This window comes from Rhizobium sp. LCM 4573, from assembly GCF_001854865.1.
Lineage (GTDB): Bacteria > Pseudomonadota > Alphaproteobacteria > Rhizobiales > Rhizobiaceae > Neorhizobium.
The window spans coordinates 476,003-496,666 of record NZ_MDDW01000028.1; the positions used below are offsets into that span (position 1 = coordinate 476,003).

The window sequence follows — 20,664 nt, forward strand, 5'->3', positions numbered from 1 at the left end:
GACGTCGCATGAGGCGAAAAGCGACAGCGCAACCGGCACAGCGTTGTCACGACGCCATCTGCGCGCCAGGCCGGTGTTAGGCGGCCGTTGATGCCTTGTCGTTTGAAACTATTCAAATATAGTTGAGATGCCTCTGGAAGCGAGAGTCGAAAGCCCTCCCATATTCTTTGGATCGTTCGATGCCTGATACAAGCAGCCTGCTCGCGTTCGCATTGATCGCACTGGGGATGGTCCTGACACCGGGACCGAACATGGTTTACCTGGTCTCTCGCAGCATCTGCCAGGGTAGGGCCGCCGGGTTGATCTCGCTCGGAGGCGTGGCGCTCGGTTTTGTGTTCTATATGCTGTGTGCCGCCTTCGGCATCACCGCGCTTTTGTTGGCGATACCCTACGCCTACGATGCCATCCGCATTGCGGGAGCGGTCTACCTGTTCTGGTTGGCCTGGCAAGCGGTTCGGCCGGGCGGCCGGTCTCCCTTTCAGGTCAGGGATCTTCCGCAGGACAGCCCGCGCAAGCTTTTCCTGATGGGTTTTCTCACCAACCTGTTCAATCCGAAGATCGCGGTCATGTATCTTTCGCTGCTGCCGCAGTTCATCGATCCCGCAAATGGAAGCGTTCTGGCGCAGGCCCTCGTGCTGGGAACGACGCAGATTGCGATCAGCGCCTGCGTGAACCTGGTCATCATTGTTTCCGCCAGCTATGTGGCGCTTTTCCTCATCCATCGTCCCGCATTTGCTGCCGTTCAACGCTGGATCATGGGTACCGTGCTGGCGGGTCTGGCGGTGAGGATGGCAACCGAGGCTCATCGCTAGGACGGTCAGCCGTCGCGGCGGTTCGCCGATCGGCGGCTCTCCAGAACCTAGATGGCGCGCAGCGCCGGTGAGAGATCGCCGTATCCGGTGAAACGGTATTCGTATTCCAGGCCCAGATAGTCGGCGGCCGCGCGCGCTTTTTCCTGCAGGGCCTCGTCCTCTTCCTGGCTGAGATAGACGAGCTTGCGGTAATTGCCGAAATACATCTCCTTCAGCTCCGGATGCCGGTCGAGGCCGAGCGGTTCGATGACGAAGGCCTCGAACTGGCGGGCAAGGAAATCCGTCAGGAAGAAGGAGAGCAGGTCGTCGTCGGCCTTTGCGGCGAAAGCCTCGTTGCCGGCGAAGAAGGAATAGCAGTGGGGCCCCTCGATGCGGGCGATGCCTTCGCGCTCGCAGAGCCGGTCGATAGCGCCGCCGGTGCCGCAATCCGCATAGGCGAAGAAGATTTTTTGAAAGCCCTTTGCCCGCGCTTCCGCTACGGCCTTTTCCAGCCCCGGCACGATCTTCTGTGGATAAGCATGCCAGATGGCCGGCAGGCAATTGAGATCGATATGGTGGAGCCCATTCTGGCGGCAGACGGCCAGAATTTCACGCGCGATCGCGCCACACGCGATCACGTGAACTTTTTTGCTCGTTGAACGTTCCATAGCCGGAAATTCATTTTCCGGCACAACTTGGTCCAAATCCATCGGAGTATTCTAACATGACGGTCAAGACAGTCACCGTGATCGCCGCTCTTTTCGCCACCATGCTTTCGCTCAGCTCTTGCGGCAACACGATTCGCGGCATGGGGCAGGACACGGCCAATGCCGTCGATGCTACCCAGGATGCCGGCCGCCGCGTCGATCGCGCTGCGCGGTAAAAAGCCTCGCCCTCGGTGAGAAGCAAGGCCGGTCGAACCTAACGCGACCGGCTATTCTTGCATGCTCTATGCAGGTCCCGCCTTTTCAGCCGGCGGCGAGACTGTTGTGCTTGCGGCGAATGAAGTCCTTCGCCGTTTCCACCGCAACCGCRGCATCGCGGCAATAGGCGTCGGCGCCCACGGCCTTGCCGAACTCCTCGTTGAGCGGCGCGCCGCCCACCAGCACGATATAATCGTCGCGGATACCCTTTTCCTTCATCGTGTCGATGACGACCTTCATATAGGGCATGGTCGTGGTCAGAAGCGCCGACATGCCGAGGATATCCGGCTTCTCGCGCTCGATGGCCTCCAGGTAGTTCTCCACCGGATTGTTGATTCCGAGGTCGATCACGTCGAAGCCGGCGCCTTCCATCATCATGCCGACGAGGTTCTTGCCGATGTCGTGGATATCGCCCTTGACGGTGCCGATCACCATCTTGCCGAGCTTCGGCGCGCCGGTTTCGGCAAGCAGCGGACGCAGGATCGTCATGCCGGCCTTCATCGCATTGGCCGAAAGCAGCACCTCCGGCACGAAAAGTATGCCGTCGCGGAAGTCGATGCCGACGATCCGCATGCCCTCGACCAGTGCCTGCGTGAGGATATCGTAGGGCGTCCAGCCGCGGTCGAGCAGGATTTGAGTCGCTTCCTCGATCTCTTCCTTCAGCCCGTCATAAAGATCGTCGTGCATTTGCTGCACGAGTTCCTCGTCGGAAAGTTCCGCCAGAATGATTTCGTCGTCGGACATGGGTGTTTCCCTAGGTTCGAGAAGCCGCGCAAATCAGCCCTTCCACAATATGTGTATCCTCAAATTGTTTCGTAATTTCTTTCGTATGCGACAGCGGCGCGTCGGAAACGCGACGGGCGGCAGCGGAGAAATGTCTGTCCTGTGCAAGCCTTTGACGCAGAAAGGCAGGGCTCGGCTTGCACTTGCGCCTAGCATGGCGCATCAGAACGGCATGCGCCGGTGGCGTGAAGGCGAGGAGCATCATGGACGATTTGAACCAGCAGACGGATTCGGCAGGCGGCGGAAGACGCGGTCGCGGCGAGCGGGGCGCGGCGGGCCGCCGCGCGGCGCGGGCGGGAAGCGGTCCCGGTCCTTCGCTGCCCTATATCACTCGCAAGATCGCCGTATACGAGGTGCTGGACGAAGAGGGTCTGGCGCTTATCGAACGCAACGCCGATACGGTGCTTGAGGAAATAGGCATCGAGTTCCGCGACGATGTCGAAGCCCTCGAGCTTTGGGCCAAGGCTGGTGCCGACGTGAAGGGCCAGCGCGTCCATTTCCCGAAGGGGCTTTGCCGCGAACTGCTCAAGACCGCGCCGAAGGAATTCACCTGGCATGCGCGCAATCCTGAACGCAACGTCCATATCGGCGGCAATGCCACGGTATTCGCCCCCGTCTACGGCCCGCCCTTCGTGCGCGACCTGGACGGCAAGCGCCGCTATGCCACCATCGAGGATTTCCGCAACTTCGTGAAACTCGCCTATATGGCGCCGTCCATGCACTCATCCGGCGGCACCGTCTGCGAGCCGGTGGATGTTCCGGTCAACAAGCGTCACCTCGATATGGTCTACAGCCATATCAAATATTCCGACAAACCCTTCATGGGATCGGTGACGGCACCTGAGCGCGCCGAGGACACGATCGCCATGGCGAAGATCGTGTTCGGAGACGAGTTCGTCGAGAACAATTGCGTCACGCTCAACCTCATCAACGCCAATTCGCCGATGGTCTTCGACGAGACCATGCTGGGCGCGCTGAAGGTTTATGCGCGGCATAACCAGGCTTCGGTGGTCTCGCCCTTCATCCTGTCGGGAGCGATGAGCCCGGTCACCGTCGCCGGCACGCTGACGCAGATCCTCGCAGAAGTGCTTGCTGGCGCCTCCTTCACGCAGCTCATCCGCAAGGGCTCGCCGGTGCTGTTCGGCACGTTTGCCGCTTCGATCTCGATGCAGTCGGGCGCTCCGACCTTCGGCACGCCGGAGCCTTCGCTGGTCTCCTATGGCGCCGCGCAGCTCGCCCGCCGCCTCGGCCTGCCGTTCCGTACCGGCGGTTCGCTCTGCGGTTCCAAGGTTCCGGATGCCCAGGCCGCGCACGAATCCGCCAACACGCTGAACACCACGCTGCTTGCCGGCACCAATTTCGTGCTGCATGCTGCGGGCTGGCTGGAAGGCGGGCTCGTCTCCTCCTACGAGAAGTTCATGATCGATCAGGATCAGCTCGGCATGATGCAGAAGATGGCCGCAGGCGTCGATCTTTCCGAGGAAGGGCAGGCGATGGATGCGATCCGCGAAGTCGGACCGGGCAGCCATTATCTCGGCTGCACCCATACCCAGACGCATTTCCAGACAGCCTTCTACCGTTCGCCGCTCGCCGACAACAATTCTTTCGAACAGTGGGAGATCGAAGGCGAGAAGCGGATCGAGGAGCGTGCCAATGCCCTTTGCCGCTCCTGGCTCGATGCCTATGAAGCACCGCCGCTCGATCCGGCGATCGATGAGGCGCTCAACGCCTATATCAAGGCGCGCAAGGATTCGATGCCCGACGCGTTCACCTGAAGAGGTCCCGAGGCCGCCAGGGAGCAAGGCGGCGCCAGGCAGGTTGCCGACTTCATTCAGGAAGAGGTTTGGCGCCCGCATTACAAATACGAGGGGCCGCGATGAGCGGCCCTTCTGCCATTCTGGCGGAGATCGCCGGGGCGCTGCGTTCCTCCGGCATCCATCTGCGCGGCGTTGCGGCATTCGCACCGGGCGAGGGGCCTCGGCTTGCCGATGGCGGGGTCGCCCGCTCCGTGGTTCTGCTCGGCAATATCGGCAGCTCGCTCTGGCCGGCATTTTCCCGCTGGCGCGAAGGCTATGATGGCCCCGATCCACTCGATACCTTCTCGAAGGCGGCTATCCGCCCGCTTGCCGAAAGGCTGGGCGCCACCGCCTTCTTTCCTTCCGACCCGCCATGGCAGCCGTTCCAGCAATGGGCGATGAAGGCGGAGGGCCTGCGCCCGTCGCCGCTCGGCATCCTTATTCATCCACGCTATGGCCTCTGGCACGGCTATCGCGGGGCACTCGGCTTTCCCTTCGAGATCGAAGCCGGGCATGAGCATGTCGGTCACGCCTGCGATGCCTGTCCCGACAAGCCCTGTATCGCGCACTGTCCGGTGAACGCGATCACGACCGATCGCTTCGATGTCGCTGCCTGTCGCGGATACCTGAAAAGCGAGGCGGGCAGGGCGAGCTGCATGGTCACCGGCTGCGCCGCCCGCAACGCCTGTCCGGTCGGCGCGGATTTCCGCTATCCGCCCGAACAGCTTCGGTTTCACATGGATGCTTTGATTTAGCGGCAGGCTCCCGTGCCGCTCAGGCGCGGCGGCGGCGTCTTTCGCGCGAGGGATCGCCGCCCGATTCGCTGGCCATCTTGTTGCGCAGCGGGCCGATCCTGTCGACCACTTCCTCGATCGTCGGGCGCGGGCCGGGCGTATGTCCGTCGAGCGCGGCGCGCATGGCGGCGAGGTGCTCGAAGGAGGTGCCGCAGCAGCCGCCGATGATCTTGGCGCCGGCGTTGTGGGCAAGCCTCGCATATTCGGCCATAAGCGGCGGCGTGCCCGAATAATGGATCTCGGCGCCGCGATATTCCGGAATGCCGCAATTGCCCTTGACGATGGTGATCGCCTCCGGATCGGCGACCGTCATGTCGAGAAGGCTCGAGAGGATATCGGAGGCTCCGACGCCGCAATTGGCCCCGACCGCGACCGGACCGTCGCCGATATCGCCGGCAACACCATGAATATCCTTGGGGTCGAGGCCCATCATCGTCTTGCCGGCCGTGTCGAACGAACCCGTATAGGTGTAGGGCAGGCCGACCCGGCTCGCCGCCTCTGCTGCCGCACGGATCTCGTCGGGCGAGGACATGGTCTCGATCCAGGCGACATCGGCGCCGCCTGCCTTCAGCCCTTCGATCTGCTCGGCGAAGGCCGCAACCGCGTCCTCATAGGAAAGGGCGCCGAGCGGTATCAGCAGCTCGCCGGTCGGACCCACCGAGCCTGCGACGATCACCTTGCGCGGCGCGCGGTCGGCAACCGCGCGGGCGATCTCGGCGGCGCGCTTGTTGAGCGCGAAAACCCGGTCTTCGGCCTTATGCAGTTTCAGCCGGTGACGCGTGCCGCCGAAGGAATTGGTGAGGATGATGTCGGCCCCGGCATCCACGAAACCTTGATGGAGCCTGTCGATCTTTTCCGGCTGGCTCTCGTTCCACAGTTCCGGCGCATCGCCGGCTTCGAGCCCCATGGCGAAGAGATTGGTGCCGGTCGCGCCATCGGCGAGAAGCACGCCTTTTTCGGCCAGAAGTTCGGTCAATGGATTGGCAGCGGTCATGGCCTGCTCCTGTGGGCTGTTCTGCCGGTTATATAAAGATATCTTTATATGTTCGCAATGAGGGATGGGGCAGGTCGACCGGCGTCGGTTTCTGCCGTCGGCTTGCCGGGCTCCGCGTGCCCCATCGGTGTTACCATGGCCGCGATCACCGTCTGGAGATCGAGCATGCCGAGGGGACCACCCGCGTCATCGACGACGATCGCCTTGGAATGATTGGCCTCCGTCATCTGTTTTGCGGCGGCTTCCAGCGTCGTGCCGGCACCGAGCCTCATGCCTTCCGCCGGACCGTCGAGCGGGCGCATCACGGTTTTCGCCTGGATCACGCGGCCGCGGTTCACTTCCTTCACGAAGGCGGTGATATAGTCGTCGGCGGGCGAAAGCACGATATCCTGGCCGCTGCCCTGCTGGATCACCTGCCCGTCGCGCAGGATCGCGATCTTGTCGCCAAGCCGCAATGCCTCGTCGAGATCGTGGGTGATGAACACGACCGTTTTCTTGAGTTCCGCCTGGAGATCCAGAAGCACGCTCTGCATATCGACGCGGATCAGCGGATCGAGCGCCGAATAGGCTTCGTCCATCAGCAGGATGTCGGCATCGTTGGTCAGCGCGCGCGCCAGACCAACGCGCTGCTGCATGCCGCCGGAAAGCTGGTTCGGATAGTGATTGTCGAAGCCTGCCAGCCCTACGCGCTCGATCCAGTATTGCCCTTTGCGCATGCTCTCGCTGCGCGGAACACCCTGGATGTCCAGGCCGTAGATGGTATTCTCGATGACGGTCCGGTGCGGCAGCAGGGCGAATTTCTGAAAGACCATCGCCGTTTTCCGGCGGCGGAATTCGCGCAGGTCCTTCTCGCTCATGTGACAGATGTCGGTGCCGTCGTAGATGACTTCGCCGGCCGTCGGCTCGATCAGCCGGTTGATATGTCGGATCAGCGTCGATTTGCCCGAGCCGGAAAGCCCCATCACCACGGTGATGCCGCCCGCCGGCATCGAGATGTTGATGTTCTTGAGGCCGAGCACATGGCCGTGCTCTTCGTTGAGTTCGCGCTTGCTCATGCCGCGCTCGACGAGCTCGACGCATTCTCGGCCACGCGGTCCGAAAATCTTGTACAGTCCCTTGATCTCGATGCCGTGACTAGCCATCGACAGCCTCCCGCGACTTTACCGGGCCGCGTGGGCCGGACCGTCCTGGCTTTGTGCGTCTTACCATCCTGTTCCCTTATGTTTGCAGCTTACGCCGTCCGGCGTAAGAGCGGCCGGGTATTCCCGTGCCATCATGTTCCCATACTACATCATGCGTCCGTCCATTGTGCGATTTGCGACGCCTCAGGCGATCAGAGCGCTGCCTTTATCTTGTCGGCCACGGCGGGAACCACCCATTCGGACCAAATCTTTTCTTCCGTTTCCAGGAAATGCCGGGCGGTCTCGGCATTGCTCGCCTTGTTCGCCTGCTGCCAGGCGAGAAGCGCGCTCACCGTCTCGTTCGACCACTTGCGCGTCCGGACATAGTCCGTTGCGACATCGGCAAGCTTGCCGAAATCCCTCGAAAGCAGGGTGAATGCCCGCGAGGTCGGATAGGAATTGACCCGGGGGTTGGGACAATTTTCCACCGCCGTGCAGGCATCCCACTCCGCCTTGTCGAAGGCAACGCCGAAGGAAAGCTTCACCATTTCGTATTTGCCGAGGACCGCCGTCGGCGCCCAGTAATAGCCGAGCCAACCCGTCTTGGTCTCGAAAGCCTTGACGATCGAGGCATCCAGTTCCTCAGGCGAGCTGCTCTCCGTCAGGTCGAAACCCTTGCCGTTTGCGTCGAGCGCCCGGAAAAGATTGGCGGTCGTGGCATTGCAGGCCCAATCGCGCGGACAGTTGCGGACCGCGCCACGCTGCGAATTTATAGGCGATGGGAAGAGCTGCGGCGCAGCCAGCGCATCCTCGACGGTACGGATCTTCGGATGCGCGTCGAAGATGAACTTCGGTATCCACCAGCCCTCGATCGCGCCGTCCGCCAGGATTTCGGCGCCGAGCGCCAGTTTGTTCTCGGCGGTGGCGGCATCCAGCCGCCCGCGCACCGCATTCACCCAGAATTCCGGCGCCATGTCGGGGGAGCCATCCGCCAGCATCGTCTCGAACGTGGGCACCGTATCGCCCGGAACGAGTGTAACCTTGCAGCCGTAGCCTGCCTCGAGGATGATCTTGTCCACGTTGGCGGCGATGGCTGCCGAACCCCAGTTCATCTCGGCAACGGATATGTCACCGCATTCCGCCGAGGCGGAACCTGCGGAAAGACCGAATCCCGCGGCGATCACCGCGACGCCGAGCAGGCTTTTCATGATCAGGACTCCTGGTTCGCACATGGTCATTGTGACGCGCTTATCGTGCAGACCGCAACTGAATACGTCCCGATTCTGGTAATTTTTTATCCATGGAATGCGGTCCGCGGCGCCTCCCGGTCATGGAGGCGCTGCGACGTGTCCGGGGTTTTGCGATCCGGCGCCGCTCAGCCCACGTGCTGCATCTCCGCCATGGCCGCATCGTCCTTTTCGTTGGCGCGGATTGCGGCTTTCCGGTTGGCCACGCGTGCGAAATACTGCTGGAAGGCCGGACGCTTTTCCATGGTGCCGAACTGCATCCCCCAGCCGATCTGCGCTCCGACATAGACGTCGGCTGCCGTAAATTTGTCCCCGGCGATGTAGGGGTTCGCCTGCACCGCCTTTTCCAGCGTGTCCATCACATGGGCGAAGCTGCCATAGCCGATCATCCGTTCGCGATCGGGGGCCACTTCGAAACCGAGCGCCTTGTTGCTGACGGAGGCCTCGACCGGACCGGCGCCGAAGAAGAGCCAGCGGTAGTAATCCGCGCGTTCGGCGGGTGGCGGGGCGAGGCCCGCTTCGGGAAAGGCGTCGGCCAGATAGGCGCAGATCGCCGCACACTCCGTCACCACCTTGCCGTCGTGCACGATAGCCGGCACCTTGCCCATCGGGTTGACCGCCTTGTAGGCGTCGTCCTTCATCGTGGTTCCGAAATGGAGGATTTCGGCGCGGTAGGGCACGCCCACTTCCTCCAGCATCCAGCGGGCGATGCGGCCTCGCGACATCGGGTTGGTGTAAAGCACGAGTTCATCGGTCATGGCCATCTCCTGTATGTTCTCTTTATGTTCTATATTCTCCATTTGTCGGAATCAAGCCGGACAGGGGTGGATCAAAGTGGTTTCCGGTACTGTATGAAGCCGGAATTCTGGGCGACGCGATCGTAGAGTCTCCGCGCGGTGGCATTGCTTTCATGCGTCAGCCAGTAGAGCCGGCCGGCGCCTTTTTCGCGCGCGAGTTCGGCGACCGCCTCGATCAGTGCCTCGCCGGCGCCTTTTCCGCGGCCGGTGTTTTCCACGTAAAGGTCCTGCAAATAGCAGGTCCATTCCGGCAGCCAGCATGAGCGGTGGAAGATCGCGTGCACGATGCCGATCATCTTGCCGTCGTCGTCGAAGGCGCCGAAGGCGTGCATGGGCTCGGCCGGATCGTGGAGGCGCTCCCAGGTAAGGTCGTATTGCTCTCGCGGCAGCTCGGTTTCGTAGAAACGCAGATAGGCCCGCCAGAGCGGTTCCCATTCTGCGCGATCGGAAGGTTCGAGCGGACGGACGGTGTTGGTCATTGCAGGCTCCCGAAATGAAAACGGCGGGAATTTCTTCCCGCCGTTTGAACTTATCGGAAAAGCGCGGCTTAGGCAGCCATTGCCTTCTTGAGGTTCTCGTCGATCTTGTCGAGGAAGGCGGTGGTGGAGAGCCATGGCTGGTCGGGGCCGATCAGCAGCGCCAGGTCCTTGGTCATATGGCCGGATTCGACGGTATCGATGCAGACCTTTTCCAGCGTCGAGGCGAACTTGGCGAGTTCCGCATTGTCGTCCAGCTTGGCGCGATGCGCCAGGCCACGGGTCCAGGCGAAGATCGAGGCGATCGAGTTGGTCGAGGTTTCCTGGCCCTTCTGGTGCTGGCGGTAATGGCGGGTCACGGTGCCGTGGGCGGCTTCCGCCTCCACGGTCTTGCCGTCCGGCGTCATCAGGACCGAGGTCATTAGACCGAGCGAGCCGAAGCCCTGTGCCACGATGTCGGACTGCACGTCGCCGTCATAGTTCTTGCAGGCCCAGACATAGCCGCCGGACCACTTGAGCGCGGCAGCGACCATGTCGTCGATCAGGCGATGCTCGTACCAGATCTTCTTCTCTTCGTACTGAGCCTTGAATTCGGCGTCGTAGATTTCCTGGAAGATGTCCTTGAAGCGGCCGTCATAGGCCTTGAGGATCGTGTTCTTGGTCGAGAGATAGCACGGAACGCCGCGCTGAAGGGCGTAGTTGAACGAAGCGCGGGCGAAGTCGCGAATGGAATCGTCGAGGTTATACATCGCCATGGCAACGCCCGCCGACGGTGCGTCGAAAACGTCATGCTCGATCGTCTGGCCGTCTTCGCCGACGAACTTGATCGTCAGCTTGCCCTTGCCGGGGAACTTGAAATCGGTGGCGCGGTACTGGTCGCCGAAGGCGTGGCGGCCGACGATGATCGGCTTCGTCCAGCCCGGCACCAGGCGCGGAACGTTCTTCATGATGATCGGCTCGCGGAAGATGACGCCGCCGAGAATGTTGCGGATCGTGCCGTTCGGGCTCTTCCACATCTTCTTGAGCTTGAATTCCTCGACGCGGGCTTCATCCGGGGTGATGGTCGCGCACTTGATGCCGACGCCGTGCTTCTTGATGGCGTTCGCCGCATCGACGGTCACCTGGTCGTCGGTGGCGTCGCGGTTCTCGACGGAGAGATCGTAATATTCGATGTCGAGATCGAGATAGGGCAGGATCAGCTTGTCCTTGATGAGCTGCCAGATGATGCGGGTCATCTCGTCGCCGTCGAGATCGACGACCGGGTTTGCTACCTTGATCTTTTGCATGGAATTCCTCTTGAACGTGCGGAGGGATCGCGAAATCCCGTAGGTGGACACCAATGGGCTTGCGCTATAGCATCGCCGGGGCGGAACGCAAAGCCAATGCGCGGGGCTGAGGGCAGTTTTGCGGGTCAAGCCTCAAGTTTGCATTTTGCCATGCGGGGATGACAGGTCTGTATTGCGCTTGCCAAACGCGGCAGCCCGGTTAATCTCGCGCGCATCCCACACGCAAACTTTCGGATACATGCCATGCGGACCATCCCGCTCGCCGCGCTTCTGGCGCTGACAGCCAATTTCGCCCTCGCCGCCGAGGCCACCGACCCGGTGAAGGAGGTGATGAAGATCACCGAGGAGAACTGGGATACCGTCGATAGCGAGTGGAAGTTCATCTTCGATGCCGACCCGCTCTCCCGCCTGTTCAGCAAGGAATTTCGGGAAGYCTATGCCGAGGCGTCCAAGAAGCCGGCCTATGATACGGAAAACGGCGCGCCCGGCGATCCCTTCGGCTACGATGTCATAACCGCGTCGCAGGATGGCTGTCCGCTTTCCGAAGTRCAGATCGGAGCGCCTACGCGCCAGGGCTCCATTACTGATGTGAAAGTGACCTTCAAGGCCTGGAGCTGCATCGAGGAGCCGGAGATCAGGGACAGCGTCAACGAGGTGCATTTCGACATCGTTACGGAAGACGGGCGGCCCGTGATCGCCGATATTCATCATGTGGCGGAGGGCGAGCGCGATTCCGTGATGGATGAGATGCGCCTGCTCGCCAAGGGCGAATGAGACGGCGGGGTTTTGAAGTTTTCGCGCCGGTTATGCCGGTTATTATGATGGTCGCCCAGGACGGCTGGCACCTGCCGCCGGCAAAGGATGGCCCATGAAGCTCGCCGCTGTCTTCCGCGACTGGCTGCTTGCCAACGATCCGGCGCTCTCGCGCTTCCGAATGGGCGCGCGCGTGACCCTTACGGTCGTCGGCTCGATCCTGTGCCTGGCCGCCATCCATGTTGCCGGCCTTTCCCTGCCGCCGATCGCCTTCGGGCTTGCCATCATCCTGTCGATCGAGGGCGGCGTGGCGGTGCGGGACAGGCAGGCGTCGGCCCAGCTCGCGACACGCTTTTATGGCACCGTCGTGAGCCTTGCCTGTGTCACGGTGGCGACCCTGCTGGAGCCGCATCGCTACGTTTCCGACATCGTGTTCCTGTTCGTGATCCTCGCGGCGACCGTCGGGCGCGTCTATGGTCCGCGTGGCTTCGCGATCGGCATGTTCGCCTTCACCTCCTATTTCATGGGGGCATTTCTCAAGCCGGCGCTTGCCGACTTGCCGATCGCCGCCATCGGCCCGGTGCTTGCGCTCGTGGTGGGCCATAGCGTGCGCACCTATCTCTTTCCGGATGACTGGCGCCGAGACCTCCTGCGGTCGCTGATGGCCATCCAGGTGCGGGTGGACGATATCCTGATGCGCCTTGCGGTGCTGTCCGGTGCCGGTTCCGCGAGCGAGGCGGATCGTCACGAGTTACGGCAGCTCGAGGAGCGGCTGAAGGACGTGGTGCTGATGGCGGAGGGTTTTCTGCCTCGGCCAACGGATGAAGCCATCTCTTCGGCCGAGGAACCCGTTGCCGCGCTCGCCATGAAGATTTTCGACACGCATCTCGCCGCCGAAAGCGCCATCGTGCTGTCGCTGGAGGCCCCGCCGCCCTTCGCACTCGTGCACGCGCTTATCGAAGGCGAGCGCGACATGGCCGAGAAAATCGCCGCAAGTCCGGCAGTGAACGGGGACGAGCGCATCGCTGAAAGCGCCCGCGCACTTCTCTGGCTGCGGGATGCACGCGCCGTACTTGCCTCGGTGATCGATGATGCCCGTGGCGATCAGTTTCGCTCGATAAAGAACGACGATGCGGAACCGGCCCCAGCGAGGCCCGACTTCTCGCTGAAGAACCCGGTGATGCGTGCCGCGGTGCAGATCACCGTTGCCTCCGCCATCGCCATGGTCTTCGGCCTGATGCTTTCCCGCGACCGCTGGTTCTGGGCCGTGCTGACCGCCTTCCTCATCTTCACCAACACCAAGTCTCGCGGGGATGCGGCGATGCGCGCCGTGCAGCGCTCCGTCGGCACGCTGCTCGGCATCGGAAGCGGGCTTCTGCTCGCTACCCTGCTGACCGGTCATCCGGCGATCAGCGTGCCCCTCGCGGCCGTCTGCATCTTTCTCGGTTTCTACTATCTGCAGGTTTCCTATGCGGCGATGACCTTCTTCATCTCCATCGTGCTTTGCCTGATCTATGGCCTGATCGGCCAGCTCACGCTCGATCTCCTGCTGCTGCGCATCGAGGAAACGCTGATCGGCGCGCTCGCCGGAACGGCCGCCGCCTTTCTGGTTCTTCCCGCCCCGACGCGCTCCACGCTCGATCTGGCGCTGGAGCGCTGGTTCGGCGGGCTTCGCGAGCTTCTCGTAGCGGTGCGGGATGGCAAGGGACGCTACGAACTGATCGAGCTTTCCCATCGCCTCGATGTCGCCTATCGCGAGGTGACGGCGGCAGCCCGCCCGCTCGGAAGCTCCTGGTCAGTGGTGACACGGCCGGGCAGGGTGCGCCAGACACTGGCGGTCTTCCTCGGCGCGACCTACTGGGCGCGCATCTTCGCCCGCAATGCAGTCGCGGCCGCGAAGAGGCCGGAAGGCGAGGTGCTGACCGCGCTCGAAGCGACGTTGAGCGACATCGACGCCATTGCGGCGCGCGGCTCCGAATGCTTTCTGGTAAAGCGCAAGGCCGGACGCGCCGCCGGCCGCCATCTGCCGATCTTCAAGCATGGATCGCGGGTGGGCGTGGAAATGATCGGCACCATGCTCGGTCGCCTCTATCCGGATTGACCGGCGCTTGCCGATTGCGCCGCGCGCCGGTATTGCGGGCGCAGAATTCTATGAATGGAAACGGCAATGTCAGGCACGAATAGCGAGCGCGAACTCATAGCGGAAGGACCGGCGATCATTCTGGTCGAGCCGCAGCTCGGCGAGAACATCGGCATGGTGGCCCGCGCCATGGCGAATTTCGGATTGGCGGAACTGCGCCTGGTCAACCCGCGCGACGGCTGGCCGAACGAGAAGGCGCGCTCGGCGGCTTCGAAAGCGGACCATGTGATCGATGGCACGCAGGTATTCGAGACGCTGGAGGATGCGATCCGCGACCTGAACTTCGTCTATGCCACCACGGCACGGGAACGCTACGGGTTCAAGCCGGTGCGCTCTCCCGTGGTTGCCGCCGAGACGCTGCGGGCGAAATTCGGGGCRGGGGAAAAGACCGGCATTCTGTTCGGCCGCGAGCGCTGGGGCCTCACCAACGAGGAAGTCGCGCTGGCCGATGAGATCGTCACTTTCCCGGTGAACCCGGCATTCGCCTCTCTCAACATCGCCCAGGCGGTGCTGCTGATGTCCTATGAGTGGATGAAGTCCGGCATGGACGATCTCGGCCGCACGCCTTTCCAGGCGGTCGAGCAGCGTCCTTCCACCAAGGAACAGGTGTTCGGCCTCTTCGAACACCTCGAAGAGGCGCTCGATGCGCGCGGTTATTTCCACCCTGCTGAAAAAAAGCCGAAAATGGTGGACAACCTGCGCGCCGTGCTGTCACGGCGGGGCTTTTCCGAGCAGGAGATCAGCGTCTTCCGGGGCGTGATCAATTCGCTCGATCGTTTTCCGCGGCAGCGGCCTAAGCAGGGTTCGAACGCGGGCGAGCGGGGGGAGACCAAGGGGAATGACGAAGAGTGAGACGAAGCCCGTCCTGATGTTCGATTCCGGCATCGGCGGGCTGACCGTATTGCGTGAGGCGCGCGTGCTGATGCCCGAGCGCGGCTTCATCTACATTGCCGACGATGCCGGCTTTCCCTATGGGGGCTGGGAGGAACCGGCGCTCAAGGAGCGGATCCTTTCGCTCTTCGAAAAGCTGCTCGATGACCACGATCCCGAAATCTGCGTGATCGCCTGCAACACGGCCTTCACCCTGGCGGGCGCGGATCTGCGGGCCGCTTTCCCGCACATGACCTTCGTGGGCACGGTGCCGGCCATCAAGCCCGCTGCCGAGCGCACCCGCTCCGGCCTCGTATCCGTCCTCGCCACTCCCGGCACCGTGAAACGTGCCTATACGCGCGACCTCATCCAGTCCTTCGCGACGCAATGCCATGTGCGGCTGGTCGGCTCACAGAACCTGGCCCGCATGGCCGAAGCCTATATCCGCGGCGAAGCGATCGCCGATGAGGAGGTGATGGCCGAAATCGCCCCCTGTTTCGTGGAGATGGACGGAAAGCGGACGGATATCGTCGTGCTGGCCTGCACCCACTATCCCTTCGTCGCCAATGTCTTCCGAAGGCTCGCTCCATGGCCGGTCGATTGGCTGGACCCCGCCGAGGCGATCGCCCGACAGGCCCGCCGCAAGGTGCCGCTGGTCGATGGTGCGGAACACCCCGACGATTTCGACTTCGCCGTCTTCACCTCCGGCAAGCCGGATTTCTCGACGCGGCGTCTGATGCAGGGCTTCGGTCTGCGAATTGCGGGAGCGTAAAGGTGGTGTTGCTTTATTGCAACGAATTACCCGCGATGTTTGCAATTCGCAATTGTGGTCTTTGCCGGCCGGCGGATCTGGTGTAAATGAGTCCTTGCCCGCAATTCAAATAAGGAGGGGTGTGAAATGTCCATTCTCGCGCTTGCATGCCTCTTCGGCGGAACCGCTGCCGTGATGACGATTCATCGCAGCTATATGCCATATAATATTGGCTCCCGAGGCTTCTAAGCCAAGGTTTTTCCGCCGTTTGGCACTTTCCATTTAATCTGACGTGACCAGCTGACCCAGCGATTGTTCGCACCGTTGTGTCTGCTCTCGCACGTCTTTCGAACTTTCGAGAGGACCTGGCCGTCTGCACGGCGCCGGGACGGAAACTCATGCGTGAATCACAAGTAGTGGTTGCCGGCACCCTTGCGGCAACAGTCGATGAACTTTACCGGAAATTCGGCGCCTGGAGGACCGTTTGGGCGTTGATCCTCGCCGTCTGGCGGCGCCGCCAGGCGGAAAACCAGGTATCTCACCTGTCGAACTGGATGCGCCGCGATATCGGTCTTCCGGAGAGCGAGGATGCGCCAGGGGAAGGTTACGGATCGCTTCCCTTTGGAGTGGTCATGGTTTCCTGGGCGCGCCGTGAATTGAGCTGAGCTTTCAGGCCCCGGCGGTAACCGTTGGGGCCTGGAAACGTTAACATTGAAATCTTCACTTCTGGTGATCAGGATTTTATCACGAGGTATAGACAGGGTTCAGACTAAGGGGGGATCGATGGCTATCGAAGTAAGGGAAGTCTCGCCGGCAGACATTGATCTGCTGCTCCCGGTGTTTCTCGATATGGAGCGCCACTACGATGGCGAGAACGCCGTTAATGAAGCGACGGCTAGAACCAAATTGTCGGCGGCACTGAACGATGTTGACGGCGTCATCCTTGTGGCCGTGGACGGCCAAGCACTCGGTTTTGCCGCACTGTTCCGAATGTTCCCCAGTGCGCGTATGGAGACCATGTGGTATCTCAAAGAACTCTATGTAGCCGAGATCGCGCGAGGCCAGGGGATTGGCGAGTTGTTGATGCGCGAGGCAGCCAGGGTGGTGCTGGCCAGAGGCGGTTCGCGCCTTCAGTTCACCACTGAGCAAGTCAACAACGGCGCGCAAAAATTCTATAGCAGACTTGGAGCCGTGGAATTGCCGAAAGTTTTCTACCAATTCGATGGAGCAGGTCTTGCGGCACTCAGCGAGGCTTCAGACGAACTATGATTTGGCGCAGGCGAGAGCGCGAGAACAGCCACCCGTTCGTCCCTTGAACGACGAAGCGGCTTAATTTTCCGGCCCTCTTGCCAAGCGGCTAATTCGGTGGCTTGCTCGCTCCGTCTGTTGGAGAAGTTTCCCCATGTCGCTTGAACACTGGCTCGCCTTCGTCGCCGCATCCGCGGTATTGCTCGCCATTCCTGGCCCGACGATCCTGCTCGTCATCTCCTATGCGCTGAGCCATGGCCGCAAGGTGGCGACCGCGACCGTTGCCGGCGTCGCGCTCGGCGATTTTACGGCGATGACGGCCTCGATGCTCGGCCTCGGCGCGCTGCTGGCGACGTCGGCCACCCTGTTTACCGTGCTGAAATGGGTGGGTGCCGCCTATCTCATCTATCTCGGTTTCAAACTCTGGCGTGCCCCGGTCTCCGAGCGTCAGGAAGTGATCGAGGAAGAGGCGCCGTCTGCGAAGCCGGTCCGCATCTTCCTGCACACCTATGCGGTGACCGCGCTCAATCCGAAAAGCATCGTCTTCTTCGTTGCCTTCCTGCCGCAATTCCTCGATCTCTCGAAGCCGCTCTTCTTCCAGATGGCGGTCTTCGAAGTGACCTTCCTGGTGCTGGCGACACTGAACGCCGCGCTCTACGGCCTGCTTGCCGCCATGGCGCGCAACACCATCCGGCAGCCGAGGGTCCAGAGGATCGTCAACCGCACCGGCGGCTCGCTGATGATCGGCGCGGGCCTCCTGTCGCTCGGCTTCAAGAGGGCTGCCGCGTAAAGTTCTGTTCGGGAGGAGGAACCGATGCTGACAGGCCGATGCCATTGCGGCGATACCGTTTTCGAGATCGATGGAGAATTGCCGCAGGCGCTCACCCGCTGCACCTGCACCTTCTGCTCCAGGCGCGGCACGCTCTATGCCTATTATGAGCCGAAACAGGTGAGGGTGACGGCCGATCCCGCGAGCGACCGGGTCTATCGCTGGAATTCCAAGCTGGTGGCGCATCACTTCTGCGGAACCTGCGGCTGCGGCACCTATAGCGACAGCCCAGATTTCCAGATGGACGGCAGCTGGGACGGCAAGACGCGCCGGATCGGCGTGAATGCCCGGCTGCTCGATGATTTCGATGCGGAGGAATGGCCGCACACGGTCATCGACGGCCGGCATCTCTGGTAGGGGGCAGGCGATGGCCGAATTGACGCTGCTGGCATTCGTCATCGTATCCTTCATCGGCATCGCCACGCCGGGGCCGACCGTGCTTCTGGCGCTCACCAACGGCTCCCGTTACGGCGTTCGCCGCGCGCTTCCGGGCATGGCCGGCGCCATGGCCTCCGATTTCGTGCTGATCGGCGCGGTGGCGCTCGGCCTCGGTGCCCTGCTGGCGGCATCCGAGTTCTGGTTCTCGGTCGTCAAATGGACCGGCGCCGGCTATCTCGCCTTCCTCGGCCTGATGCTGCTCCGCTCCAAGGGCTCGCTCGACATCGCGGGCGAGGGGATGCCGAAGCTTTCGGCCTCACCGAAATCGATCTTCCTCAAAAGCTTTCTGGTCGCCGTCACCAATCCCAAGGGCTATCTTTTCTTCTCCGCCTTCCTGCCGCAGTTCATCGTCGCCGGGCAGCCGCAATTTCCGCAATATGCGATCCTCGCCATTGTTTTCGCGCTCATCGATTTCATGGTCATGCTCGCCTATGCGATGCTCGGGTCGAGAGCGGTGCATCTGTTGAAACGGAACGGCGCGCTTTGGCTCGATCGGCTCTGTGGCGGTGCGCTTCTGGCGCTCGCAGGGTCTCTGGCGCTTTACCGGAAGGCCGCCAACTAAAGGAGAGGATACCATGCCTAACCCCGTCAAATCCGTGCGGCCGTTCCTGATGTTCCAGGGCAATACCTGCGAGGAGGCGATCGCCTTTTATACATCCGTTCTACCGGAAAGCCGGATCGTCGATATCAAGCGCTACGGAGCGGGAGAGATGGGGACCGAGGGCAGCGTGTTTCGCGCCACCTTCGAGCTTGCCGGCCAAAAGGTGGATTGCATCGACAGTCCAGTCAAGCACGCCTTTGAATTCACACCCTCCTTTTCCTTCTTCGTGGAATGCGCAACGGAAGCGGAGCTCGAGCGGTTGGCCGTGGTCCTGGGAGAGGGCGGGGCGTTTCTGATGCCGATCGGCAATTACGGATTCAGTCAGAAATTCTGCTGGCTGAATGATCGCTTCGGCGTCTCCTGGCAGCTCAATTTCGAGTAGCTCCAAAGCCTGTGCATTTTCGCTCTTGCCCGGCGAAACGAATCCCGATCTCTGTTATGGCAGCAGAGTCGCGGGTCAGGTAAGTCACCGCGAAGAGACAAGCTTACGAGGGAAGTGCATTGCAGGTCGGCATCGATATGGGAACTGTGACCGGGGGTGCTCCGGCCAAGCTCGATATCGAGGAGCTTCTGGCGACGCGCCTGCTCGTCCAGGGCAATTCCGGCTCCGGAAAATCGCACCTGCTTCGTCGCCTTCTGGAGCAGTCGGCTCCATGGGTRCAGCAGGTGGTGATCGATCCGGAAGGCGATTTCGTCACGCTGTCGGATAAGTACGGCCATGTGGTCGTCGATGGCGAGCGCACGGAGGCGGAACTTGCAGGCATTGCCAATCGCATCCGCAAGAACCGCGTCTCCTGCGTCCTCACTCTCGAGGGCCTCGACCTCGAAGAGCAGATGCGCGCTGCCGCAGCGTTCCTGAACGGTATGTTCGATGCCGATCGCGATTACTGGTATCCGGTCCTGGTCGTGGTCGATGAAGCGCAGATGTTCGCGCCCTCCGTTGGCGGCGACGTTTCCGAAGACGCCAGAAAAATGTCGCTCGGCGCGATGACCAACCTCATGTGCCGTGGCCGAAAGCGCGGGCTGGCGGGCGTCATCGCCACGCAGCGTCTGGCCAAGCTCGCCAAGAACGTCGCGGCGGAAGCCTCGAACTTTCTCATGGGCCGCACCTTCCTGGATATCGACATGGCGCGCGCCGCCGATCTTCTCGGCATGGACCGGCGCCAGGCGGAAATGTTCCGCGACCTGAAGCGCGGCAATTTCGTAGCCCTCGGCCCCGCGCTCTCGCGCCGTCCGCTGCCGATCGTCATCGGCTCGGTCGAGACCTCGGCGCGCTCCTCGAGCCCGAAGCTGATGCCGCTGCCGGACGCTCCGCAGGACGTCGAGGACCTGATCTTCACGCCCGATCCGGAGGAGTTCGCCCGCCCGATCACGGCAGTACGCCGGCAGACGCCAGCGCCTCGCCCGACGACCGATATTCTCGCGGAGCTTTCGCGCTCGACGCCGGCGGCAGCATCCACCGCTCCACAGGAGGCGCGCGCTCCGCAGCCGGAGCTCTCGCCGGAAGAGCGGGAGGAGCGCCTGTCGGCCGTGCTCTCGGAAATTCTCGATGATCCGCAATCGGCCTATCGCACGGATTCCGTTCTCTATCAGGATTTCCTCGTGCGCGCCCGCATGCGGCGCTTGGCCGGTCCGCCGCTGTCGCTCTCTGAATTCCGCCGCCGCGTGGCGGTCGCCCGCTCGGGCGTGGATGCCGAAACGGCCGCGGGCGAGGCTTGGCAGACAGCGCTTTCCTTGTCGGCTGGCGTTTCGGACGATCTGCAGGGCGTATTCCTGATGATGGCGAAGGCCGCGATCGGCGGCGAGGAATGCCCGTCGGATGCCCGCATCGCCCGTGCTTACGGCACCCATTCCGCGCGCCGCGCGCGTCGTCTTCTCGGTTATTTCGAGGAGCAGGGCCTGATCGTGGTGCACGCGGATTTTTCCGGCAAGCGCATCGTCGCTTTCCCCGATCTGCAGGCCGAGACCGCGCCCGGCAGCGCCGATGCGCCGGATGAGGGTGAGGCGAGGGCGGTCGCCGAATAGC

General features: G+C 62.3%; 23 protein-coding genes. 15 read left to right on the forward strand and 8 right to left on the reverse strand.

Annotation, left to right across the window (positions count from 1 at the left end):
* Nucleotides 1-179 precede the first annotated feature (179 nt).
* Entirely contained in the window at nt 180-812 is a 633-nt protein-coding gene (locus LCM4573_RS24300; protein ID WP_071009116.1) for a LysE family translocator, read from the forward strand.
* 47 nt (nt 813-859) lie between these two features.
* Here LCM4573_RS24300 and LCM4573_RS24305 read toward each other — a convergent pair whose 3' ends face one another.
* Nucleotides 860-1,459: a DUF1638 domain-containing protein gene (locus LCM4573_RS24305; protein ID WP_407071765.1), complete on the reverse strand. Its 600-nt coding sequence runs from the start codon at nt 1,457-1,459 to the stop codon at nt 860-862.
* 101 nt (nt 1,460-1,560) lie between these two features.
* Here LCM4573_RS24305 and LCM4573_RS24310 point away from each other — a divergent pair, with 101 nt between their 5' ends.
* Nucleotides 1,561-1,674: an entericidin gene (locus LCM4573_RS24310; RefSeq protein WP_244505409.1), complete on the forward strand. Its 114-nt coding sequence runs from the start codon at nt 1,561-1,563 to the stop codon at nt 1,672-1,674.
* An 85-nt stretch (nt 1,675-1,759) separates the two neighbouring features.
* On the opposite strand, the gene LCM4573_RS24315 is transcribed toward LCM4573_RS24310, so the two are convergent.
* Nucleotides 1,760-2,458: a B12-binding domain-containing protein gene (locus LCM4573_RS24315; protein WP_071009122.1), complete on the reverse strand. Its 699-nt coding sequence runs from the start codon at nt 2,456-2,458 to the stop codon at nt 1,760-1,762.
* 242 nt (nt 2,459-2,700) lie between these two features.
* Here LCM4573_RS24315 and LCM4573_RS24320 point away from each other — a divergent pair, with 242 nt between their 5' ends.
* Nucleotides 2,701-4,272, forward strand: coding sequence for a trimethylamine methyltransferase family protein (locus tag LCM4573_RS24320; protein WP_071009124.1), 1,572 nt, complete (start codon nt 2,701-2,703; stop codon nt 4,270-4,272).
* Between the two features lie 101 nt (nt 4,273-4,373).
* Entirely contained in the window at nt 4,374-5,048 is a 675-nt protein-coding gene (locus LCM4573_RS24325; RefSeq protein WP_071009125.1) for a 4Fe-4S dicluster domain-containing protein, read from the forward strand.
* A 19-nt stretch (nt 5,049-5,067) separates the two neighbouring features.
* Here the strand turns inward: LCM4573_RS24325 and bmt are convergent, their stop codons facing one another.
* The 6 genes from bmt to LCM4573_RS24355 all read right to left on the reverse strand — a co-directional run bounded on the left by bmt (nt 5,068) and on the right by LCM4573_RS24355 (nt 11,008).
* The gene (bmt, locus tag LCM4573_RS24330) at nt 5,068-6,081 is read right to left on the reverse strand and encodes a betaine--homocysteine S-methyltransferase (protein WP_071009127.1); all 1,014 of its coding nucleotides are present in this window, start codon (nt 6,079-6,081) and stop codon (nt 5,068-5,070) included.
* A gap of 44 nt (nt 6,082-6,125) precedes the next feature.
* Nucleotides 6,126-7,223, reverse strand: coding sequence for a glycine betaine/L-proline ABC transporter ATP-binding protein (locus LCM4573_RS24335; RefSeq protein ID WP_071009128.1), 1,098 nt, complete (start codon nt 7,221-7,223; stop codon nt 6,126-6,128).
* Between the two features lie 191 nt (nt 7,224-7,414).
* Nucleotides 7,415-8,410, reverse strand: a complete 996-nt coding sequence (locus tag LCM4573_RS24340; protein ID WP_071009130.1) for a glycine betaine ABC transporter substrate-binding protein — start codon at nt 8,408-8,410, stop codon at nt 7,415-7,417.
* Nucleotides 8,411-8,577: 167 nt separating this feature from the next.
* Nucleotides 8,578-9,207: a glutathione S-transferase family protein gene (locus tag LCM4573_RS24345; RefSeq protein WP_071009231.1), complete on the reverse strand. Its 630-nt coding sequence runs from the start codon at nt 9,205-9,207 to the stop codon at nt 8,578-8,580.
* Between the two features lie 71 nt (nt 9,208-9,278).
* Nucleotides 9,279-9,725 carry a GNAT family N-acetyltransferase gene (locus LCM4573_RS24350; protein ID WP_071009132.1) on the reverse strand — a complete coding sequence of 149 codons (447 nt, stop codon included), beginning with the start codon at nt 9,723-9,725 and terminating at the stop codon, nt 9,279-9,281.
* A 68-nt stretch (nt 9,726-9,793) separates the two neighbouring features.
* Nucleotides 9,794-11,008: an NADP-dependent isocitrate dehydrogenase gene (locus tag LCM4573_RS24355; RefSeq protein ID WP_071009134.1), complete on the reverse strand. Its 1,215-nt coding sequence runs from the start codon at nt 11,006-11,008 to the stop codon at nt 9,794-9,796.
* 243 nt (nt 11,009-11,251) lie between these two features.
* Between LCM4573_RS24355 and LCM4573_RS24360 the strand changes: the two genes are divergently transcribed.
* From LCM4573_RS24360 to LCM4573_RS24410, 11 genes are all read left to right on the forward strand, one after another.
* Nucleotides 11,252-11,782, forward strand: a complete 531-nt coding sequence (locus tag LCM4573_RS24360; protein WP_071009135.1) for a hypothetical protein — start codon at nt 11,252-11,254, stop codon at nt 11,780-11,782.
* Nucleotides 11,783-11,876: 94 nt separating this feature from the next.
* Nucleotides 11,877-13,862 (forward strand): FUSC family protein, encoded by a 1,986-nt coding sequence (locus LCM4573_RS24365; RefSeq protein ID WP_071009137.1) that lies wholly within the window; start codon nt 11,877-11,879, stop codon nt 13,860-13,862.
* Between the two features lie 66 nt (nt 13,863-13,928).
* Entirely contained in the window at nt 13,929-14,753 is an 825-nt protein-coding gene (locus LCM4573_RS24370; protein ID WP_071009139.1) for an RNA methyltransferase, read from the forward strand.
* Nucleotides 14,740-15,543, forward strand: a complete 804-nt coding sequence (gene murI / locus LCM4573_RS24375) for a glutamate racemase (RefSeq protein ID WP_071009141.1) — start codon at nt 14,740-14,742, stop codon at nt 15,541-15,543. The genes LCM4573_RS24370 and murI overlap by 14 nt, the downstream gene beginning before the upstream one ends.
* A 377-nt stretch (nt 15,544-15,920) precedes the next feature.
* Nucleotides 15,921-16,187, forward strand: a complete 267-nt coding sequence (locus tag LCM4573_RS24380) for a DUF1127 domain-containing protein (protein ID WP_071009142.1) — start codon at nt 15,921-15,923, stop codon at nt 16,185-16,187.
* Nucleotides 16,188-16,305: 118 nt separating this feature from the next.
* Nucleotides 16,306-16,791 carry a GNAT family N-acetyltransferase gene (locus tag LCM4573_RS24385; protein ID WP_071009144.1) on the forward strand — a complete coding sequence of 162 codons (486 nt, stop codon included), beginning with the start codon at nt 16,306-16,308 and terminating at the stop codon, nt 16,789-16,791.
* Nucleotides 16,792-16,924: 133 nt separating this feature from the next.
* Nucleotides 16,925-17,560, forward strand: a complete 636-nt coding sequence (locus tag LCM4573_RS24390; RefSeq protein WP_071009146.1) for a LysE family translocator — start codon at nt 16,925-16,927, stop codon at nt 17,558-17,560.
* A 24-nt stretch (nt 17,561-17,584) separates the two neighbouring features.
* Entirely contained in the window at nt 17,585-17,956 is a 372-nt protein-coding gene (locus LCM4573_RS24395; RefSeq protein ID WP_071009148.1) for a GFA family protein, read from the forward strand.
* A gap of 10 nt (nt 17,957-17,966) precedes the next feature.
* Nucleotides 17,967-18,599, forward strand: a complete 633-nt coding sequence (locus tag LCM4573_RS24400; protein ID WP_071009150.1) for a LysE family translocator — start codon at nt 17,967-17,969, stop codon at nt 18,597-18,599.
* 13 nt (nt 18,600-18,612) lie between these two features.
* On the forward strand, nt 18,613-19,020 hold the full coding sequence (locus tag LCM4573_RS24405) for a VOC family protein (RefSeq protein ID WP_071009152.1): 408 nt from the start codon (nt 18,613-18,615) through the stop codon (nt 19,018-19,020).
* Nucleotides 19,021-19,139: 119 nt separating this feature from the next.
* Nucleotides 19,140-20,663 carry an ATP-binding protein gene (locus tag LCM4573_RS24410; RefSeq protein ID WP_071009155.1) on the forward strand — a complete coding sequence of 508 codons (1,524 nt, stop codon included), beginning with the start codon at nt 19,140-19,142 and terminating at the stop codon, nt 20,661-20,663.
* Nucleotide 20,664 lies beyond the last annotated feature (1 nt).

Coding starts and splice junctions, on each gene's coding strand:
- LCM4573_RS24390 (WP_071009146.1), top strand. CDS start 16,925: ATGTCGCTTGAACACTGGCTCGCCTTCGTCGCCGCATCCGCGGTATTG.
- LCM4573_RS24355 (WP_071009134.1), bottom strand. CDS start 11,008: ATGCAAAAGATCAAGGTAGCAAACCCGGTCGTCGATCTCGACGGCGAC.
- LCM4573_RS24405 (WP_071009152.1), top strand. CDS start 18,613: ATGCCTAACCCCGTCAAATCCGTGCGGCCGTTCCTGATGTTCCAGGGC.
- LCM4573_RS24365 (WP_071009137.1), top strand. CDS start 11,877: ATGAAGCTCGCCGCTGTCTTCCGCGACTGGCTGCTTGCCAACGATCCG.
- LCM4573_RS24385 (WP_071009144.1), top strand. CDS start 16,306: ATGGCTATCGAAGTAAGGGAAGTCTCGCCGGCAGACATTGATCTGCTG.
- LCM4573_RS24300 (WP_071009116.1), top strand. CDS start 180: ATGCCTGATACAAGCAGCCTGCTCGCGTTCGCATTGATCGCACTGGGG.
- LCM4573_RS24340 (WP_071009130.1), bottom strand. CDS start 8,410: ATGAAAAGCCTGCTCGGCGTCGCGGTGATCGCCGCGGGATTCGGTCTT.
- LCM4573_RS24400 (WP_071009150.1), top strand. CDS start 17,967: ATGGCCGAATTGACGCTGCTGGCATTCGTCATCGTATCCTTCATCGGC.
- LCM4573_RS24395 (WP_071009148.1), top strand. CDS start 17,585: ATGCTGACAGGCCGATGCCATTGCGGCGATACCGTTTTCGAGATCGAT.
- LCM4573_RS24310 (WP_244505409.1), top strand. CDS start 1,561: ATGCTTTCGCTCAGCTCTTGCGGCAACACGATTCGCGGCATGGGGCAG.
- LCM4573_RS24325 (WP_071009125.1), top strand. CDS start 4,374: ATGAGCGGCCCTTCTGCCATTCTGGCGGAGATCGCCGGGGCGCTGCGT.
- murI (WP_071009141.1), top strand. CDS start 14,740: ATGACGAAGAGTGAGACGAAGCCCGTCCTGATGTTCGATTCCGGCATC.
- LCM4573_RS24380 (WP_071009142.1), top strand. CDS start 15,921: ATGCGTGAATCACAAGTAGTGGTTGCCGGCACCCTTGCGGCAACAGTC.
- LCM4573_RS24305 (WP_407071765.1), bottom strand. CDS start 1,459: ATGGAACGTTCAACGAGCAAAAAAGTTCACGTGATCGCGTGTGGCGCG.
- LCM4573_RS24335 (WP_071009128.1), bottom strand. CDS start 7,223: ATGGCTAGTCACGGCATCGAGATCAAGGGACTGTACAAGATTTTCGGA.
- LCM4573_RS24320 (WP_071009124.1), top strand. CDS start 2,701: ATGGACGATTTGAACCAGCAGACGGATTCGGCAGGCGGCGGAAGACGC.
- LCM4573_RS24350 (WP_071009132.1), bottom strand. CDS start 9,725: ATGACCAACACCGTCCGTCCGCTCGAACCTTCCGATCGCGCAGAATGG.
- LCM4573_RS24345 (WP_071009231.1), bottom strand. CDS start 9,207: ATGACCGATGAACTCGTGCTTTACACCAACCCGATGTCGCGAGGCCGC.
- bmt (WP_071009127.1), bottom strand. CDS start 6,081: ATGACCGCTGCCAATCCATTGACCGAACTTCTGGCCGAAAAAGGCGTG.